This is a genomic window from Nostoc sp. UIC 10630 (genome assembly GCF_010747425.1).
Taxonomy (GTDB): domain Bacteria; phylum Cyanobacteriota; class Cyanobacteriia; order Cyanobacteriales; family Nostocaceae; genus Nostoc.
Genome location: NZ_JAAGOG010000162.1, coordinates 1 through 18,528, shown reverse-complemented (window position 1 = coordinate 18,528; position 18,528 = coordinate 1). Strand labels below are relative to the sequence as shown.

The window sequence follows — 18,528 nt, the reverse complement described above, 5'->3', positions numbered from 1 at the left end:
ATACCGTCTCTGCTGCTGAAAACCCTGATACAACTCCATTGTGGCAACCCAAGTAAAAACTTAAGTTCTAAAGTTTCTTACTAAGAGGTTTTTAAAAGCATTTTTAGTCTCTGCTTATGGCTGGCGATCGCTCTTAAGGCGGGCGAAACAGCGCCATCGCTGTTGGAGAAGATGGGCAATACAATTATTCCTTTGGGCAAGAGTGTTGAGTGTTGCGGCGTGATGCTGGAGTTTGAGGATGTGAAGATGACAAATATTGCTCAACTGCTTGTCGATGTGCCGCAGTGGACTGAGTGGATGGCGTGAGAAAGTTGCGATGCGATCGCTTACCAAAAGAATTTGCATTGAGCAAAACAGATGCGAGATGCTAAAAAATAGCACCCCGCAAACCTGACCACTTGGTGACTTGCTCCCGCGCTAACTCGGATTAACCAACCACAAAATTGTTGTTGGTTAGTGACAATCCAGTAGATAGTTGTGCGAATTTTACTTGAGTAAACTCAGAAGCACTGCCATCAAAGTCAAAGAACAATCCACCCGTAGCACTGTTATAGATAAATCGCTGAGTATTAGTGGTTGCAGATGCTCCGATGGTAAACTGACTTGTCTGAAGTGTACCGATTAATAACTCGTTATCAAAAATAGCAGATGATACCTGAATCAATTCATTACTGGCGTTGAAGTCATAAACACGATCAACATTTGCATAGTAATTAGTATTGAAAACAAAGGTATCAGTACCATCCCCACCATAAAAGATATCATTACCCTCGCCACCTGTAAGGATATCGTCACCAGCACCACCATTGAGAGTGTTGTTGCCATTCGTGTTAGAAGCGGAAAGAGAATCATTACCATCGCCACCATCCAACAGATTATTGCCTCTTGAATAGTCGTTAATACTTAAGTAATCATTACCAGCACCACCATTGAGGGTGTTATTGCCTAGTAAGTTGTTGTCGTAGATACTAAGAGAATCATTGCCATCGCCCCCAGACAGTAGGTTATTGCCTTTTGAATACTCAATATACAAGGTATCATCCCCAGTGCCACCATTGAGAGTGTTGTTGCCATTCGTGTTAGAAGCCGAGAGATAATCATTATCATCGCCCCCATTAAGCACTTTACTTGTTGAACCGCTAGCATTCAAGGTATCATCACCAGCGCCACCACTCAGGGTGTTATTGCCATTCGTGTTAAAAGCAGAGAGAGAATCATTACCATTGCCCCCATCCAACAGGCTATTGCCTGTTGAACCGTCAGCATTCAAGGTATCATCACCAGCGCCACCACTCAGGGTGTTATTGCCAAACGAGCGAGATTCGTATGTGATAGAGAGGTCGCGGAGTGAGTATTCGTCTTCGTAGGGGGTGTATTCATAGTAGCCAGAGGTAGAGAGAAAATCATTGCCATCGCCCCCATCCAATAGGTTATTGCCTAATGAACCGCTACCATACAAGGTATCATCACCAGTACCACCGATGAGGGTGTTATTGCCAAATGAGCTAAGGTCATTGCTGTCTGGGTAGGAGGTGGATCGATAGCCAGAGGTAGAGAGAAAATCATTGCCATCGCCCCCATCCAATAGGTTATTGCCTGTTGAATAGTCAGCATTTAAGGTATCATCCCCAGCGCCACCACTAAGGGTGTTATCGCCTGTTGAAAATTCAACATTTAAGTAATCGTTACCAGTACCACCAACGAGGGAGTCATTGTCCGTACTACCAACAAGAGTATCATTGCCCGCGCCACCAATTAGGGTATCATTGCCCGCACCACCTCTGAGCAGGTCGTTTCCACTCAAACCGTCAATCATGTCATCGCCACCCTGACCATTGATGACATCATCTGAATTATTAAAGCCGTTAACATTATTGTTCAGGTCGTTAAGGAAAGTGACTGTGTTCTTGTTGAAAATAGTACTTTGGGTAGAGTTTGCATTCAAGACATCAAAGCTATCCGTGATGCTAGTTTGCCCATAAAATAGGATATTACCCAAGTTGACAACAGCACCAGTAGATTTGCTGAGGTTTTCTAGGTTTTCCAGGGCAAAGTTTTGCAGGATGATTTTGGAACTATCCCCCACGTCAAAGGTGATTTCTAGATTGCTGCCATTCTGGGTCAGCGCTAGATTTCGAGCAGTAAAACCATAGTTCCCAACGAAATTTAGGGTATCTACTTCAGCAATGACTGCTGCTGAGGGGTTTACACCTTTACCTACTCCACCAAAATCGGTGATAGTATAATAAGTATTATCGTAGTTGTAAATGTCATTACCACCTCCACCAGTCAGGGTGTTGTCGTAACCGCCATTGGCGTACAAGGTATCATTACCCTTCGTTCCAATAATATTTGCCATACTTTTACTTCCCTCAATCGATTTTTTCAGTAATTTCAGTTTTGAAGATAGCTGTAGTGGGACTTAAACAAAAAGTAGCCAGAAAAGAGCCTAAAACCTATATGCCGATGTGTATTTTCCTTACCTTGCATGGGTTTCAGGCTTGTTTCTGCCTCAAAAATGTTTAAGTTGCGTTAGTGCTGTTTCAGGCACAAACGCCTCCTAAAATTTGATGTTGTCGGCATACTTTTCTCCGTCACCTTTGGAAAATATTACTATTTCTCAAAAATTTAGCCATAAAAGAATGGCTTGTAGTAACCTGACACTGACCATATACTATCGTATTTACTTAGATGTCTTTGTTTCCAGACACATCTTTGCATATTCTTCACATTATTTACTGATAAATTTACGTAAAAATATTTTGATTTATGTACTATTAATGTACAGTTTTTTCCTCTTGCTAAAGGCTATTATCAATTGGATAGCGTTTATAACCAAGGAATTTGCGATCGCAGACATTACTGCTTCTGCCTCCAAAGCACAGATCAATCACATGACCTTTGTTCTCAAAAATTCTCCAATCCTTGAGATTATATAGAATGTTACGTATATCCCTACGCTTTATTTTCGAGCGGTAGTTAAATTGGGATGAAGCGTCAAACCAATTTGGAATTGATAATTCGCAATTCGCAGTTAAAACAATTGCGAATTGCGAATGGGCGAAAAAGCGAATTGTTTGGTGTCAGTCAGCAATAATATAAGTACTACTACACCAATCATTGACACCACCCGCCAGGATATTTCTTAAACACTCACGCCAGTGGAAAGTCCAACTGTCCAAGGATGGAAAAGGCTGAAGCTAAAAATGCGGGAAGGATTTCACATCGGTGGTCGGTTCTACAACCAGTTAATCTCCAAGGTTGGCAAGGCTGAGGTTTTTTAATTCAAAATGCAAAATTCAAAATGCAAAATTAATTTTGAATTGGAGCGAAGCGACTCGCCTTACTGGAACGCATACCTGGGGCAGTGGCAGGTTTGGGTTAACTTTGCAGACGAGTGTAGGTCTGTGGTGTGCGATTGGTTGGTGGCGGTGTAGATCGATAAAGCTTTGGTAAAGAGTCGAGTTAATTCATGCTTTAGATTTAGTCTCCCCAGCTTTTTTCGAGACAGCAATTGCACCAACTCCAAACAATAGACCTAGTAGGGAAGTAGGTTCTGGTACTGATGTAGATGAAGAACTCAGGGTAATATTGGCAGCAGAATCTTGATAAATGTATGTTCCTGCCCGTCCCACTTCACCCGTCAAGCTAATTTCAGAGCTTGAAGTTTTTTCTAAGGTATATCTTGGAGCATCAAAAGCAATGCCAAAATCAACTACTAAATTCCAATTCGACCCAGAACCAAGCTCAAAATCAACATCTGGGGTTAAGTTCCCGCCATTAGTAGATCCTCTCTTCAAATTCAAGTTTAGATTGCTGACGGATAGCTCCCAATCGCTCAAAGTCCCGGATTCTGAGTAAACCACGAATCCAGAATATTCGCTCTTGAATGGCAAAGAGTTCGTAAGGAATGGGCTAGTAGCATCGACTAAGGTAAAATCACCTGAAAATTCTTGTCTAGTTAGAATCGCTCCCAGTACGGGAGTAGCATAAAATACGCTTGCAACTACCAAACCAATCACGGCGACGCTAACTTTGGGGAGTCGAACTTGATTCATGGATTGGGTATGCTATCTAAAATTGTTGAAGGTACGCTATCACATCCTTGGCAACTTAAGATACATTCGGTACACCAAAATTTTCTGCGATACCTGCGGTGTTCTCGAAGAATCGCTCAAGCCCAGAAATGGGCAATATACTATTAAAGAATTACTTTGTACCCTAACTAAATGATAAGCGTTGCGGCGTGATACTGGAGTTTGAAGACGCAAGCCCAGACAAATTCTAGCGTGGCAAAACTAGCTAGAGCAAAAACTTAAACCTAGTAAATTCGTTATTATTGAAAATTTTAGTTTACCTATTTACGCCTATTTCAATCATTAAAAATCTACTCTAGCAAGTTTTACCACTCTAGGAATGATTTACGCCGAGCAATTGAGCGTGAAGAATTTCGAGTTTACTATCAACCAATTGTAGCACTCACAAGTGGTTCTATTTTAGGTTTTGAAGCACTGTTGCGCTGGCAGCATCCAGAACGTGGTTTACTTCCTCCGGCTGATTTTATTCCCTTAGCACAAGAAACAGGATTAATTGTGGAAATCGGCTACTGGGTTTTGCAGCAAGCTTGTCATCAAATGCAACAATGGTTAACGGCTCATTATAGTACTTCCTTGGAGAGGATTAGCGTGAATCTTTCACTCAAGCAATTTTCTCAGCCTGATTTGATAGAACGGATTGCTCAAATTCTAGTGACTACTGGTCTTAACCCTCATAACTTAATACTAGAGATTACTGAAAGCGCAATTATGGAGAATAGTCAAGCAATTACCACACTTTCACAACTGCAACACTTAGGTATTCAATTATCAATTGATGACTTTGGTACAGGGTATTCTTCGTTAGAGCGCCTTTATAACTTTCCGATTAGTAACTTAAAGATTGACCGCTCTTTTATTAATCGAAAGGATGCAAACTACAAAAATTTAGAAATTGTGGAAATCATCGTGTCTCTGGCGCGTAAGTTAGGTGTCAATGTGACGGCGGAAGGAGTAGAAACAACTGAACAACTAGCATTTCTCAAAAAATTGAATTGTGAGAATGCCCAAGGATATTTGTTTTCCCAACCAGTAGATAACTTAGCCGCAATACAATTATTGAAGGACAGGGGCGCAGAGAGTCTCTTGGGCAGAGATGAGGATTGTCTATGAGTTCTTTCCTGTCCCACGTCAGTCTCTACAATGGGAAGACTCTCCCTGTGTTGAGAGGATTTGCCGACAGCCACATAGTACCGTTTCACGAAAATAATGAAACAGATGCAAACTCTGAAAGCTTCGCTAATCATCGTTTTATTTTTAGATTTGCGTAAAATAAGCTTTAATAGCCATGTTCTGCACCTATCACAAAGCAAAATCAGATCAAATGTCTAAATAAAACCAATATTTTCTTATGAAGTATTCTCAGCCATATCCAGTTTTGCTGGCAGAAGATAATGTTGCAGACTTAATTTTTATACAGCGTGCTATCCGTAAAGCAAATGTACCCTTTTCTCTTCAAGTTGTCAGTAACGGTGAGGAAGCAGTGAGATATCTGTTAGGTGAAGAACAGTATGCAGATCGAAAGCTTTATCCCTTCCCAGCCCTATTAATTTCAAATATGAAAATGCCTAGAATGAACGGTTTAGAGTTATTGGCATGGGTGAAGCAGCAACCGAATTTCCAAAATTTACCTGTGATTGTTATGAGCAGCTCTGAAGATCCCGACGAAATGAGTCAGGTTATAACTTTGGGTGGTAGTGCTTACTTTGTAAAAACAAGTTGTTTAGATATGTTGTCCCAAATTGTGAAAAAGATGGTTTCATTCTTACCAGAGCAAAATCAAGAACTATAAGTTTAGCAGTACTATAATGTTAGGAAAAATACATAGTTTGTTACGCAAGCATTAAAGCCGAATATGCTGCTAGGAAAACATTTTTGGTTGCTAGGTTACCCCATCACAATTGTCACCAGCCTTGTGGCAGTGCTACTTTCGCTGCTCTTATCGCCACTAGTACCACAAAGTTACCTCATTTTGTTTCTTGCGGCTATAGTAGTTAGCTCTTGGTCTGGAATTCGCAACGTCAGCTTACTAGCTACCATTATTTCTAGCTTGGCAATTGCCTACTTCTTTTTGGCTCCAGTTTATTCGGTAGCTGTTGCAACTAATAGTGGCATTCTGGAGTTGGCCTTATTTGTGGCAGTGGGTTTGCTAATCAGCTTTTTAGGTACTGCTCGTTACACCAGGAAAAATCATCTACAACAAAGCGAACAGCTTTTAGTCCGTGCCATCTGTGAAGCTCCAATACCAATCATGCTACACGCTGAAGATGGGCAAATTCTTCAAATTAACCAGGCTTGGACACAGTTAACAGGTTATAGTACCGTGGACATCCCGACCATTTCCGAATGGACTCAAAAAGCTTACGGTGAAAGGCAGCAATTGGTAAAAGCTGACATTGACCGTCTCTATAATCTAAACACAAGGGTTGCTGAGGGAGAATATATTATCACCACCAATAGCGGTGAAACTCGGATTTGGGACTTTTACTCAGCTCCTTTGGGCAAACTGCCTGATGGTAGACGCTTAGTAATTTCTACAGCAATTGACATTACTCAGCGCAAACAAGCAGAAGATGAACTAAAGCAAAGTTATCATCTGTTGCAAGCGGTGATTGAGGGAACCACAGATGCGGTCTTTGTGAAAAACCAACAAGGTCGTTACACATTTATTAATTCCAGCACAGCTCGAATTTTTGGCAGAGCAAAACAAGAAATTATTGGTTGTGACGATACAGAACTTTTGCCGCATAATTTAGCGATCGCTTTGAAAGAAGCTGACAGGACAATTATGCAGACAGGTCGGGGGCAAGTAGTAGAAGAGCAAATATTTCAAGATGGCTCGATTCATACTTATCTTTCCACAAAAGACCCTTATCGGGATACAGAAGGTAATATCATCGGTATCATTAGTATAGCAAGAGACATTACAATACGTAAGCAAACTCTTGAGGCATTGTCGCGTTCCTTACAACGCTTGGAAACTTTAAGACAAATCGACCGTGCTATTCTCACAGCCGAGTCTACCGAAGACATTGCCCGTGCTGCACTTTTACGAATGTATGATGTGCTACCTTACTCTCAAGCCGTTGTTGCATTGTTTAACTTTGCAACAGGCACAGCAGATATACTTGCAGGCAGTATCGATGGCGTGTCAACAGGAGAAAACATCCAGCTTGAGCAGCTAATCCCTACTTTCGTTCCTAATGAATTAGAGATAATTCGTTATGTCGAAGATATTAACAGCCTTCAGGAGCGACTACCTTTAATCGAGAAGCAACTTCAAGAAGGTCAGCGGAGTTTCCTAGCAGTATCACTTGTGGTTCAAGGAGAGTTAATTGGGGAATTAATTGTGTTTGCTAACCAAACAGCCGCATTTAATGAAGAACACCAACAAATTGCTATTGATGTTGCCAACCAGCTGGCTGTAGCTATACAGCAGACTCGCCAACGGCAACAACTGCATTTTTATACTACCGAACTCGAAAGCCGAGTAATTGAGCGAACAGCAGCGCTGGAAGAATCGAATGCGGACATGGAAGCATTTACTAATTCAGTTTCTCACGACTTACGCGAACCTGTGCGTGTTTTACAAGGCTTTGCTCAAATTTTGTTAGAAGACTACGCCCAGCAACTCGACCCTGTGGCTCAGGACTTTATCGAGCGCATTCGCGCCAACGCCGCGCGAATGGAAAGGTTATTACAAGATTTGTTAGCATACAGTCGCTTGAATCGCAACGAGCTATCACTAAAACCCATCAGCTTATTAAATGTGGTAGCAGAGGTCTTGAGTCAACTGGAGTCACAAATTGCAGACAAACAGGCGATTGTGACAGTAGAAGAACCATTACTTGCAGTAGTTGGGCATTATACTACTCTTGTTCAGGTAGTTGTCAATCTACTAAGCAATGCGATCAAATTTGTGGTTCCCGGAGTTCAACCGCGTGTGCGGTTATGGGCAGAACAAGGTAATGGATGGGTGCGCTTATGGGTGGAAGATAATGGGATTGGTGTCGAGCCGAAGCACCAAGTCAGAATTTTCAAAGTTTTTGAACGCTTGCACGCTGAAGAAGTTTATCTTGGGACTGGCATTGGGTTAGCGATTGTGCGTAGAGGCATTGAGCGTATGGGAGGGCAGGTTGGCATAGAATCAACTGCACGCCAAGGAAGTCGTTTCTGGATACTGTTACCGTATCCTTCTGGAGATAGTATTCTTAATTAAGATTGGTCAATTATTAAGGTTTACAGCCGCACGAGGTTTGACATTAGTTGAACCAGTCTACATACTACTGTTGATGACTAATTGTATTGACTGCTGATACAAAACTTAAATGCTGCGTTTACTTCTGATTGATGATAACGAACACGATCGTGCCTTAATTACTTATAAGCTCAAATCTGAGTTTCCTGACATTCAGATTGAAGAAGTTATAACAGCAGATAATTTCCACCAAGCAAAAGCAGCAGGTAATTTCGAGTTTGTCATCACCGATTATCGTCTACGTTGGAGCGATGGCATAACCGTTTTACAAGAAATTAAATCGCGCTACTCCAACTGTCCTGTCATCATGTTTACCGATAGTGGCTCTCAGGAGATTGCTGTCGAAGCAATGAAAGCGGGGCTGGATGACTACATTATCAAATCAGCAAAATATTATGTTCGTTTACCTGCTGCTGTGCGTTCAATTTGGCAACGAGTTCAACAACAACGAGCAGCCCAGAAAGCCCTTGATGACGCTAATAGGCGTTGTTCAGAGATTCTAGAAAGTATAAAGGATGCCTTTTGCGCTTTAGATGAGCAGTTCCGATTTACCTACGTCAATCGCAAAGCCGAGCAAATTTTGCTCAAAACCCAAGCAGAGCTTCTGGGCAAGAATATTTGGGAAGAATTCCCGCAAGCTGTCGGTTCAGTTTTTTATCAGAAATATTATGAAGCTGCAACCACAAAACTTCTCGTTCAATTTGAAGCATTTTGTCCCTATCTCGATATCTGGCTGGAAGTGAGGGTTTATCCTCACTTTAATGGACTGAGTATTTATTCTCTGGACATTACTGCTCGCAAATGCTCCGAAATCGAAAGGGAGCAGTTTCTTGCCCGCGAACAAGCTGCCCGTACCGAAGCCGAAGCCCAAGAAAGACGTTCTACCTTTTTAGCCGAAGCGAGCCGAATTTTAGCTTCTTCACTCGATTACCGGACTACGCTCACTAGCGTAGCTAGTATCGCCGTTCCAAGTCTTGCCGACTGGTGCTTTGTGGATATTGTTGAAAATCATTCAATCGCTTTTAATGAGCCAATCATTGTGGCATCCGACCCAAATCAGGAGATATTAGTTCGAGAACTTCGGCAACGTTATCCACCCCCAGTTGATGCCGATTTTGGCGCACCAAAAGTTTTACGAACTGGACAGCCCCAACTAGTCACGCAAGTTCCAGAGTCATTTTTGTTATCTACAGCGCAAGATAGCGAACATTTAAACTTAATGCGCCAGTTGAATGCACAATCTTATATAATCGTGCCACTAATTGCAGGTGGGCAGAAGCTCGGTACAATCGCTTTTGTGTCTGCACAGCCAGAACGTCGTTATCAAAACGCGGACTTGACAATGGCAACTGAACTTGCCTCTCGCGCTGCCATTGCCATTGATCATGCCAGGCTTTACCGGGAAGCTTGGGAAGCTAACCGTATCAAAGACGAGTTTTTAACGATCATTTCCCACGAACTACGCACGCCTCTGACATCCATTTTAGGTTGGGCGAAAATGCTTCGACAAAGCAAGTTCAATCCCAGCAGCCTTGATAAAGCTTTAGAGAGCATCCAGAGGAATGCTGAACTTCAAAACAAACTCATTGAAGATATTCTCAATGTTTCACGGATTGTCCAAGGTAAAATCCGTCTTAACCTCATCCCCGTTGATTTAGCACCTTTGATTGCTGGCGTAGTCGAAAGTATAACTCCTACAGCTACTACCAAAGCAATACAGTTGCAGACCGTAGTTGACCCGAATTTGGCTGGGGTGATGGCAGATCCCGACCGATTGCAACAGGTGGTGTGGAATCTGCTTTCTAACGCTGTCAAATTTACCCCTTCTGGAGGACGGGTAGAAATACGGCTCCAAAAGGTAAATTCAATGGCTCAAATCACTGTGAGCGATACCGGAGTTGGTATTAGCCCTAATTTTCTCCCCTACGTCTTTGAACGCTTCCGTCAAGCTGATGCGACAACCACCAGAGCTAATAGTGGGCTAGGTTTAGGATTGGCGATTGTACGTTATTTGGTGGAGATGCACAATGGCACAGTTTCCGCAACTAGTGATGGTGTAGGTAATGGTGCAACTTTCACTGTACAATTACCCATCCCAATCGCAGAACCTATTGTGCAGCCTACCAAATTGGAATCGGTAGCTAGTGATTCGTTTCCGCAACTCAGCAACTTACGAATTCTTGTTGTTGATGATAATTTTGATACTCTCGAACTGATTACTTTCATTTTAGAACAGTGTCAAGCACAGGTAACGACTGCGACATCCGTTCCCGATGCCTTAGCCGCTCTCTCACAATTTCAACCAAACATTCTCATTAGTGATCTCGGTATGCCGGGTGAGGACGGTTATTCTTTGATTCGCAAAATCCGACAGATGACAACCGACCAAGGAGGTCAAATTCAGGCTGTGGCTCTGACGGCATTTGCCGGCGAATCCGAACGTAATAGAGTGTTAGCGGCTGGGTTTCAAATGTATCTATCTAAGCCTGTTGACCCTGCTTCCTTAGTTGCAGCCATCGTTAAGTTGACTCAAATAAATACATGAGTTGAAAATTATTTCTGGCGAATATGCAAAGTTCGTTTTTTGATAATTACTATTTGTCTTTGATACCTTTGGGGATGAGTATGAAGTTTACAGGCAATGCACGAAACGATTAATTCCTTACCTATTCTAGGGCGTGTTTTAAAACTCGGTAAAATGGTTGAGAACACTAAAAATTAACAAAGTTAACTAACATTTATCTATGATCCTTCCACCGCAAAGTCGGGGCGACTTGACAGAGCGACAATGGAAGCGCCTGATGCCACTGCTTCCAGCTCAAAAACCAAAAACAGGTCGCCCAAGCTGCATACCACCGCACAATGATCAATGGTATGTTGTGGATTTTACGAACCGGAGCGCCGTGGCGCGATTTACCAGAACGTTATGGAGAGTGGGAGACAGTAGCAGGTCGGTTTTACCGTTGGCGCAGAAGTGGAATCTGGCAAAAGATTTTACAGTCCTTGCAGCAACAGGCCGATGCGTCGGGGCAACTTAATTGGGAACTACATTACGTAGATGGCAGTGTTATCCGTGCCCACCAACATGCGGCGGGAGCAAAAAGGGGGAGCTAGATCCTAACAGTGAGCTATCTGAAATTGAACAAGTTCAGCGCATAGAGGCTTTAGGACGTTCTAAAGGTGGCTTTAGTACCAAAATTCATCTGCGCTGTGATGGTAATGGTTTACCTATTACATTTTTGCTCACAGTTGGTGAACGTCATGAAGCAGTGGTATTTGAGCAATTAATGTCACAAGGAGCGGTAAAACGTGCAAGTGTTGGTCGTCCTCGCTTACGCCCAAAGAGATTAGTCGGTGATAAAGGTTACAGCAGTGTTAATATCCGTCGTTATTTGCAACGGCGTGGTATTCGGTTAACCATTCCACGTAGATCGAACGAACGCAGACGCGGTAAGTTTGATAAATCCATTTATCGCCAAAGAAATCGGATCGAGCGATGTTTCAACCGTTTGAAGCAATTTCGTCGGATTGCTACACGCTATGAGAAGAAAGCTGATAACTACCTTACAATGCTGACACTTGCTTCCATCATTATGTGGTTATAGTTTTAAAACACGCCCTAATTTGTCCACTTCATATACCCTCTGAGTCGCAGTTGAGGCTCAAGCCGACCCTTTATCAAACAACCTTTAAGGATAAAAGCACAGCCTACGTTGCCAAGTCTACTGAATCTTTGCCATTGCTTAAATCCCTGTACTAGGAGTTTTAATGGTGATGAAACCTTATGCTTCTTATAGCTATGTGTTAACTGCTGCCAAAATAACTCAATTTGCGGCGTTGCTGAATCACAATATGAATTATGCGGTCGCCATAACCGGACGCAGGATGATTTTTTACGCTCAATTAGGGTGTCAAAATAGCGATTATCCCACAGATCCTAACTTATATTCTATACATTAGTTCAGAGAAAACTCTATTTTTGAATCGTGTCGAAGCCCATATCGATGGATCTATTTCTTACTCTTGAGACTCTATTTTTTGGATAAACTTCTGAATTGCTTGTAAATATGAGTTACTTCCAGGTTGATAAATTTGGACATGTTTTCCTTTTGGAATTAATAAAAGTTGTTTGGGTTGAGAGGCAGCATCATATAACTGCTGACTCATGTAGGATGGAACAATGCTGTCATCAGTTCCATGAATAAATAAAACAGGAAGACCTAGAGAACGAACTTTAGAAAGAGAATCAAACTTTTGTGTTAGCAACAAATCGATGGGAAACATCCGTAACCAATCTCTATATTTGATTTGTTCTGCCATTGATGTAAAGGAGCTCTGCACAATTAATCCGCTAGCTTCTGGATGTTTTACTGCCAAATTTATAGCAACTGCTCCCCCCATTGATTCGCCGTAAATAACAATTTTATCAGGAGGTATTTGTTGGATTTTTACTAAATAATTCCAGGCTATTTGACTATCTTGATAAAGCTGAGACTCACTGGGAAAACTCCCATTACTACTACCAAAACCTCGGTAGTCAATCACTAACACAGAAAATCCCAACTGTCGCATTGCTTGAAGTCTGCCTATATAATTGTAGTAACCTTTATTATTAGCAGCACCACAAAAGTATAAAAATGTTTTAGGTGATTTTAAAATTTTTACAGGCTCATTTGGAATTAAAGAAACTTTCTCTTTTGGTAATGGTGCTGGAATCCACCAGCCATGTATATATTCATTAGAGTCGGCAATAGGTAAACGCACATCTTTGTAAGGAAGAAGAAAGTCCGGTGAACTAGGTAGCGTTAAGATTTTTGGTGTGGGGCGAAATATCAAATAAGGCTGCCGAATAAACAAAAATAGACAAGTTGAAATGTAGGTGATCGCTATTACTCCTACGCTTGTTAGCAGCAGTTTTCGAGGATTGCTATATACCATGTTCCTAAAGTTATTTTCCACTACTGCCGGGTTAGTGCGTGATTAAGCGGAGGTTCTGTAGTGTTTGAAATCTACAGGCGGCGGAGTAACCCCAGATGGAATATCACAGAAGACTTGGCTAGATATATGTTCATGATGCCACCATCTAGTTTTAGGGACTTACGTACTGTACAAATTAATCATGGTATACATTTACGAAAATAGGTTGTTTCAGGCTTTTATTAATGGCTCTCCTAGACTTCGTTTGATAAATTAATCCTAAAAACCCCCTAAAATACCCGATATAACTAGGTTTCGCTAAAATAGAATCAAAGATTTAATAAAAATATGCTTTCTGATTCTTGAATCCCCTACTATGTAAGGACTTAACCTAATATCAAGTATTAATTTTCTATAACTAGTCTAGGAGAGCCTTATTAATTATTGTTTAAACTTAAATAAAATACACCTGCAATGTAGAGGCAAGAAATGCTGTGCCCTTACGAGAGATATATTTCAAAGCATCCATATTTAGTATTTTATGTCAATGCGTAAGTCCTAATATAATTCGTTTGCTATGTAATACTCTTCAGTTAAAGTTTTGTAATTTACGCAAAAAGAACGAAAAACTTTTAAAGCTGCACTATACAAGGATTAGACGCAATAAACCAAGCCCAACACAACACCCTTGACCTCAAGAGGAGAATCGCAGGCTGTGGAGGGACGGTTGTGACAAGGGCAATCATTCCTTAACCTCCTTTTATCAGTGCCGCTATCTTTTAACAGCATAGGTCATATTCGTGCCTTACCCCTGGGACTGTTCAAGGGCAGCGCTCGCTACGCAAGAGAAATCAACTTCTCATTTTCGCTTTTGTATAGCAGAGGAGAAAAAGTCGTAATTAGCAGGGATAACGACGTTGTTTCCATGAATTCGCCTCCACATAGTTAGTGGAGGCAATAAGTCTAGCGGCGAAAATTACAGATTTGCAAGGAACCTGTACAAGAATTGAGAATTTAGCTTTCACTTTCTCGCTTATTTGCCGACCAATGGTCGGCAAATATTTTTTGATATGCGAACCGACATCATAGCTATTCTTAAATCCATTTCTACGAATGGTTATTCGGCATCGCGCTCCGCTCCCGTCCCTAAAAAGCAATCCACGCCCATACAACTAACTTTCTGGCAAAATGCCTCTGAGTAGTTGATAAGTTCTTGTATTCTGAGATATCCGTTCTTTGTGGAAAGCCGAATGATTCCTATAGATATGAAACGACTCATCAAAAAAAAACCTAACTCAGTTCGCAAGAAAACAGAAGTAACCCCACCACCGACTGAACCCATAGAGATGCCTGAGAGTCAAAATATTCCTGAAACAGTAATTGAACCAAATCCACCTGTGTACATTGAAGACTACGTTTCCGAATCCGAATACATTTCTGAACATTATCGCCCCCTTCGCTCTGTGGGTAACTCCGGGTGGCAACCGTCTGATGTGTGGCGCGAGTTGAGAGTTGATGATTTTTGTCGGTAAATTAAACTCTGACTGAATAAAAATTAATATATCATGCTAAATTACCTTCAAAAAAGCCATGAAACGCTTACTTGGCAACAAAATAAACATTATTTACTAGTTATTTATAGGTTTTAGCACTGATTCGGGCTTTTGAGCTTTATTGTCGAGCTTAGTTTTGATGTCTAACTAATAATTTGGCATAACAGCTACTGAAGAACCAAAATTATTAAACCTTAATGCTCCTAGAAAATTTTCTAGAGGCATTAAGGTTTCTTTAAGTTATAGAGTTGAATATAGTGCTTGAATGAAAGTCTACATCCAGAGTAGTTAGTCAATTTCACCTTTGGGTAAAGAGCAAATGAATATTAGATACAATTGTATGAAGATAAGGTTTACTAAATTCAATTGGCAATACTTGCTGATTATACGCCTCTTGCTTGGCTCACTTCGATTGCGCTTTGCTTAACAATATTTACGAAAAATGCAAGCTCCTTTCAAATGTTCTAAAGTTCATATAAATGATTTATCAGTGAAGTTTTTGACTACAAGTAAATACTCTGGGGAGAGATGTGCTAAAAATAGTTTGACGGCAAGTATGCTGTGGTTAACATCTATATATTTGTTAAGTATTGCACTTGGCATTTAAAGTCTAGATAATTCATTAAATTTGAGCAATAGAGCAAGTCATGAACAAAAAATGGGCTGTCAAACGAATCACAATAAATCTTGCATCTGCTGAAAGCCAAAAACTTGAAAAATATTGTGCAAGTACAGGTAGACCTGCAACTGATGTGATTCGGGAGTTGATTCGCTCTCTCTCCATAACCGAGTTGTCAGCGTCTGAACAGACTACACCTACGCTAAAATATGATGTTCCCATTCTGAAATAATGGCAATTAAATCGCTTGAGATTGTTTTTGATTATCCAGGTTAGACAACGAAATCCCCAACAACCTAATACTGCGGTTTTCCAGATCAATCGACTCAAACAGCGCTTTGGCTATCTCAAAAATCGTAGAGAGTTCGCTGACGGGAGCAAGCATTGTCTTAATGCGGGTTAGCTGCTGATAGTCAGAAAACTTGACTTTCAGGGTTAACGTGCGGCCTCGCGTTTCGTGCTGCTCTAACCGTTGCTCGACAACAGAGGCAATCTGTTCAAGTTCTTGTAACATTTCACTATGGTCACTTAAATCTCTAGCAAATGAGGTTTCTGCACCAATGGACTTGCGAACTCGATTTGCTTCAACTGGGCGGTCATCTTCTGCCCTGGCAATTTTGTAGTAATAATGACCAGCTTTCCCAAAGTGGTGTGTTAGCTCAGTCAGCGATCGCATTTTCAAATCTGCGCCAGTATGAATGCCGAGTGAGTGCATCTTCGCCGCCGTAACTTCTCCTATACCGTGAAACTTTTCAATTGGTAGCTGTTGTACAAATGCGATCGCTTCCTCCGGTAAAATCACCGTCAGTCCATTGGGTTTATTTTGACCTGATGCCATTTTTGCAAGAAACTTGTTAATCGACACACCTGCGGTTGCCGTCAACTGAGTTTCTTGGAAAATCGCAGTTTTAATGTGTCTTGCGATCGTAGAAGCGTAGGGGATGTTTTGCCTATTCTCAGTAACATCTAGATATGCTTCATCTAGTGCAACCCCTTCCACTAAATCACTGTAGCGTTTGAAGATAGCGTGGATTGCTGCGGAAATCTCTCGGTAAACGTCGAATCTCGGTCTGACAAAGATAAGTCCGGGACATTTCGCAAAAGCGGTTACAGAAGGCATCGCTGAATGAACACCAAACTTACGAGCTTCATAACTGGCTGCTGCAACTACGCCCCGCTGATTCGGACTGCCACCGACTACTAACGGCTTACCTCGGTAGCTAGGGTTGTCTCGCTGTTCCACCGATGCGTAAAAAGCATCCATATCAACGTGAACTATTTTCCTGGTTCTAGCGACAGATTCTTGTCCCAAGGGTAGCTCTACCACAAGCAGTCTCATTTTTTACGCACTATGCCACGAGCAAATTAAATCCTAAATTAGAAATCCTATAGTACACTAGCACTAGTTTGAGCCAAATTTTGCAGATATGCAAATTATTTAAACCTTGCTTGAACTTTCTACTATCAGCCCCGATTGGTTTTTCTGTTAATGAGTAAGTGTAACAATGTGGCTCAAATTTGGTATAGCTCCAGATGGACAATTAGTCTGTGTTGAAGATGTTGGTAGTGGTAAGACTGAGCTTTTATGTCCTTACTGTTACGGTGGGCTAACTGCTAAAAAAGGTAAGATCAAGCAACATCACTTTGCCCATTCGTCAGCCACCTGCTTGCCTGTAGCTAACCGTGATTTCCCGATTTTACCACTGTATGATAATTTTAATATTTACCTATCGCGTAAAGATTTAGCACAGTTAAAATTGCTATGGAAAGAATACGGTTCAATCAATTATCCTATCAGCCCTGGCTTAGTTACTCCAGGACTTCTCAAAGCTGGAATGTTCCAAAAAAACGTGTATTTAACTCCTCCAGCTTATGAATTTACTAGTTTAGGGAAAATTCCTATTGGAGCGCTAGAATTCAGTTTATTCAACGAAGTGCAAGAACCTCTGTTACTCAAAAAGCTACTGAAACTAGAGCTAGCAGCCAAACACGCCTTATATAAAAATGCAGCAGATAAGTTATATTGCTTTACTGACTTAACACTTTATCGCGCTCAATTTCAACGAATTTTATCTTGTTCTCTGTATTTTTTAGAGATTCAAACACACATTGGCACTTTGTACAAGATAGGAGTTACTACTAGACCTATCCAACAGCGATTGGCAGAAATAAAAGCAGATTTACTGCCCCAGTATAAAACTGTTGCTATTCAAATACTTGGAACTTGGCCACACAGGGGTAATGTAGAACTATATTTTAAGCACCGTTATCATAATTACAATTATCGTATTGGTAGTTTAACTGAGTACTTCAAATTTGGTGCTACTGATGCTAACACTGTCCTACATGAGCTTCAAAAAATGAAAGATAAAGTACTCTCTCCTGGAGAGATAGACATTCTTAAGGACAACATCAGCTTATCTCAAATTGCTATCTAGCCTATACTCATGCGGGAGCAACAGCCAACTTCCATATTTCTATGCGATCGCTAAAGCAACACTAATTGCTATCTAAGCGAACGGCGATCGCAGATGTGGTAATTTTCACTCCAGTGCAAGTCTACAACCTCGTCCTCCTGACAGTGGTAACTGGGAGTGGTGAAGCGTGTTTAAAAACACTCACCACTGAGGATTTGCAATAATTAATGCTGCCGCTGCCTGATTATCCAATGGTCTAGAGAAAAAATTTCCCTGCCCATATTCACATTTCATCGCTTTTAGGAGCGCTAGCTGTTCTGCCGTTTCTACCCCTTCGGCGATTACATCTACACCTAGTTTTTTGGACAGGATTACCATTGTTTCAACAATATCTAAATTTCCTTGAGCAACGCTGTCACCACTAACAAAGGAGCGGTCTATCTTCAACTGATTAATTGGAAAGTGGTGGAGACGACCTAATGAGGAATAGCCTGTACCAAAGTCGTCAATTGCTAACTTAATTCCTAATTTTCTCAGTTGTTTTAGCCTGATGGCCGCTTTATCACTGTTTTCCATAATTACGGTTTCTGTAACCCTCTTGTGTCACTTTAGGCAGAGGAAAAATAGAATTCAGGGTGAGTTAGGAATATAAAAATTGGGGAAGTGAGCC

At 41.3% G+C, this 18,528-nt stretch carries 16 protein-coding genes and 2 pseudogenes; 12 read left to right on the top strand and 6 right to left on the bottom strand.

The annotated features are described in order from the left end of the window. Window positions 1-114: 114 nt before the first annotated feature. Window positions 115-345, bottom strand: a complete 231-nt coding sequence (locus G1O98_RS28355) for a hypothetical protein (RefSeq protein WP_163935116.1) — start codon at window positions 343-345, stop codon at window positions 115-117. 82 nt (window positions 346-427) lie between these two features. Next, window positions 428-2,359, bottom strand: a complete 1,932-nt coding sequence (locus G1O98_RS28350) for a calcium-binding protein (RefSeq protein WP_163935112.1) — start codon at window positions 2,357-2,359, stop codon at window positions 428-430. Window positions 2,360-3,161: 802 nt separating this feature from the next. Between G1O98_RS28350 and G1O98_RS40895 the strand changes: the two genes are divergently transcribed. Continuing rightward, a complete protein-coding gene (locus G1O98_RS40895) occupies window positions 3,162-3,284 on the top strand; it encodes a hypothetical protein (RefSeq protein WP_275941807.1) in 123 nt (40 codons plus the stop codon). 6 nt (window positions 3,285-3,290) lie between these two features. Then, complete coding sequence (locus G1O98_RS28345) at window positions 3,291-3,437, top strand: hypothetical protein (protein ID WP_163935109.1); 147 nt, start codon at window positions 3,291-3,293, stop codon at window positions 3,435-3,437. A 33-nt stretch (window positions 3,438-3,470) separates the two neighbouring features. On the opposite strand, the gene G1O98_RS28340 is transcribed toward G1O98_RS28345, so the two are convergent. Continuing rightward, complete coding sequence (locus tag G1O98_RS28340) at window positions 3,471-4,058, bottom strand: PEP-CTERM sorting domain-containing protein (RefSeq protein ID WP_163935106.1); 588 nt, start codon at window positions 4,056-4,058, stop codon at window positions 3,471-3,473. A 327-nt stretch (window positions 4,059-4,385) separates the two neighbouring features. Between G1O98_RS28340 and G1O98_RS28335 the strand changes: the two genes are divergently transcribed. The 6 genes and pseudogenes from G1O98_RS28335 to G1O98_RS28310 all read left to right on the top strand — a co-directional run bounded on the left by G1O98_RS28335 (window position 4,386) and on the right by G1O98_RS28310 (window position 12,312). Next, the gene (locus G1O98_RS28335; protein ID WP_163935119.1) at window positions 4,386-5,207 is read left to right on the top strand and encodes an EAL domain-containing protein; all 822 of its coding nucleotides are present in this window, start codon (window positions 4,386-4,388) and stop codon (window positions 5,205-5,207) included. A gap of 238 nt (window positions 5,208-5,445) precedes the next feature. Next, window positions 5,446-5,886 carry a response regulator gene (locus G1O98_RS28330; RefSeq protein WP_163935103.1) on the top strand — a complete coding sequence of 147 codons (441 nt, stop codon included), beginning with the start codon at window positions 5,446-5,448 and terminating at the stop codon, window positions 5,884-5,886. 63 nt (window positions 5,887-5,949) lie between these two features. Continuing rightward, window positions 5,950-8,313 (top strand): PAS domain S-box protein, encoded by a 2,364-nt coding sequence (locus G1O98_RS28325; protein ID WP_163935100.1) that lies wholly within the window; start codon window positions 5,950-5,952, stop codon window positions 8,311-8,313. 109 nt (window positions 8,314-8,422) lie between these two features. Next, complete coding sequence (locus G1O98_RS28320; RefSeq protein WP_163935096.1) at window positions 8,423-10,897, top strand: response regulator; 2,475 nt, start codon at window positions 8,423-8,425, stop codon at window positions 10,895-10,897. 199 nt (window positions 10,898-11,096) lie between these two features. Further along, a pseudogene (locus G1O98_RS28315) lies at window positions 11,097-11,957 on the top strand (IS5 family transposase). A 163-nt stretch (window positions 11,958-12,120) separates the two neighbouring features. Continuing rightward, entirely contained in the window at window positions 12,121-12,312 is a 192-nt protein-coding gene (locus G1O98_RS28310) for a hypothetical protein (RefSeq protein WP_163935093.1), read from the top strand. Between the two features lie 57 nt (window positions 12,313-12,369). Here the strand turns inward: G1O98_RS28310 and G1O98_RS28305 are convergent, their stop codons facing one another. Beyond that, window positions 12,370-13,290 (bottom strand): alpha/beta hydrolase, encoded by a 921-nt coding sequence (locus G1O98_RS28305; RefSeq protein ID WP_163935091.1) that lies wholly within the window; start codon window positions 13,288-13,290, stop codon window positions 12,370-12,372. 1,229 nt (window positions 13,291-14,519) lie between these two features. Here G1O98_RS28305 and G1O98_RS28300 point away from each other — a divergent pair. Both G1O98_RS28300 and G1O98_RS28295 read left to right on the top strand, forming a co-directional pair. Continuing rightward, window positions 14,520-14,801 carry a hypothetical protein gene (locus G1O98_RS28300; protein ID WP_163935077.1) on the top strand — a complete coding sequence of 94 codons (282 nt, stop codon included), beginning with the start codon at window positions 14,520-14,522 and terminating at the stop codon, window positions 14,799-14,801. Window positions 14,802-15,469: 668 nt separating this feature from the next. Continuing rightward, window positions 15,470-15,673: a CopG family transcriptional regulator gene (locus G1O98_RS28295; protein WP_163935088.1), complete on the top strand. Its 204-nt coding sequence runs from the start codon at window positions 15,470-15,472 to the stop codon at window positions 15,671-15,673. Window positions 15,674-15,679: 6 nt separating this feature from the next. On the opposite strand, the gene dinB is transcribed toward G1O98_RS28295, so the two are convergent. Next, window positions 15,680-16,780: a DNA polymerase IV gene (gene dinB / locus G1O98_RS28290; RefSeq protein WP_163935085.1), complete on the bottom strand. Its 1,101-nt coding sequence runs from the start codon at window positions 16,778-16,780 to the stop codon at window positions 15,680-15,682. A gap of 166 nt (window positions 16,781-16,946) precedes the next feature. On the opposite strand from dinB, the gene G1O98_RS28285 reads away from it, so the two are divergent. Then, window positions 16,947-17,879, top strand: a complete 933-nt coding sequence (locus tag G1O98_RS28285; protein ID WP_163935082.1) for a GIY-YIG nuclease family protein — start codon at window positions 16,947-16,949, stop codon at window positions 17,877-17,879. A 65-nt stretch (window positions 17,880-17,944) separates the two neighbouring features. Further along, window positions 17,945-18,082 carry a hypothetical protein gene (locus tag G1O98_RS28280; protein ID WP_163935079.1) on the top strand — a complete coding sequence of 46 codons (138 nt, stop codon included), beginning with the start codon at window positions 17,945-17,947 and terminating at the stop codon, window positions 18,080-18,082. On the opposite strand, the pseudogene G1O98_RS28275 reads toward G1O98_RS28280, so the two are convergent. Beyond that, window positions 18,060-18,440: pseudogene (locus G1O98_RS28275) on the bottom strand (EAL domain-containing protein); the annotation flags it as partial. The gene G1O98_RS28280 and the pseudogene G1O98_RS28275 sit on opposite strands and share 23 nt — an antisense overlap. Between the last annotated feature and the right edge of the window lie 88 nt (window positions 18,441-18,528).

Bases quoted from the DNA above. Each gene is read 5' to 3' on its own strand.
- G1O98_RS28355 (WP_163935116.1), bottom strand. From the start codon at position 345: ATGCAAATTCTTTTGGTAAGCGATCGCATCGCAACTTTCTCACGCCAT.
- G1O98_RS28350 (WP_163935112.1), bottom strand. From the start codon at position 2,359: ATGGCAAATATTATTGGAACGAAGGGTAATGATACCTTGTACGCCAAT.
- G1O98_RS28345 (WP_163935109.1), top strand. From the start codon at position 3,291: ATGCAAAATTCAAAATGCAAAATTAATTTTGAATTGGAGCGAAGCGAC.
- G1O98_RS28340 (WP_163935106.1), bottom strand. From the start codon at position 4,058: ATGAATCAAGTTCGACTCCCCAAAGTTAGCGTCGCCGTGATTGGTTTG.
- G1O98_RS28330 (WP_163935103.1), top strand. From the start codon at position 5,446: ATGAAGTATTCTCAGCCATATCCAGTTTTGCTGGCAGAAGATAATGTT.
- G1O98_RS28325 (WP_163935100.1), top strand. From the start codon at position 5,950: ATGCTGCTAGGAAAACATTTTTGGTTGCTAGGTTACCCCATCACAATT.
- G1O98_RS28320 (WP_163935096.1), top strand. From the start codon at position 8,423: ATGCTGCGTTTACTTCTGATTGATGATAACGAACACGATCGTGCCTTA.
- G1O98_RS28310 (WP_163935093.1), top strand. From the start codon at position 12,121: ATGGTGATGAAACCTTATGCTTCTTATAGCTATGTGTTAACTGCTGCC.
- G1O98_RS28305 (WP_163935091.1), bottom strand. From the start codon at position 13,290: ATGGTATATAGCAATCCTCGAAAACTGCTGCTAACAAGCGTAGGAGTA.
- G1O98_RS28300 (WP_163935077.1), top strand. From the start codon at position 14,520: ATGATTCCTATAGATATGAAACGACTCATCAAAAAAAAACCTAACTCA.
- G1O98_RS28295 (WP_163935088.1), top strand. From the start codon at position 15,470: ATGAACAAAAAATGGGCTGTCAAACGAATCACAATAAATCTTGCATCT.
- dinB (WP_163935085.1), bottom strand. From the start codon at position 16,780: ATGAGACTGCTTGTGGTAGAGCTACCCTTGGGACAAGAATCTGTCGCT.
- G1O98_RS28285 (WP_163935082.1), top strand. From the start codon at position 16,947: ATGTGGCTCAAATTTGGTATAGCTCCAGATGGACAATTAGTCTGTGTT.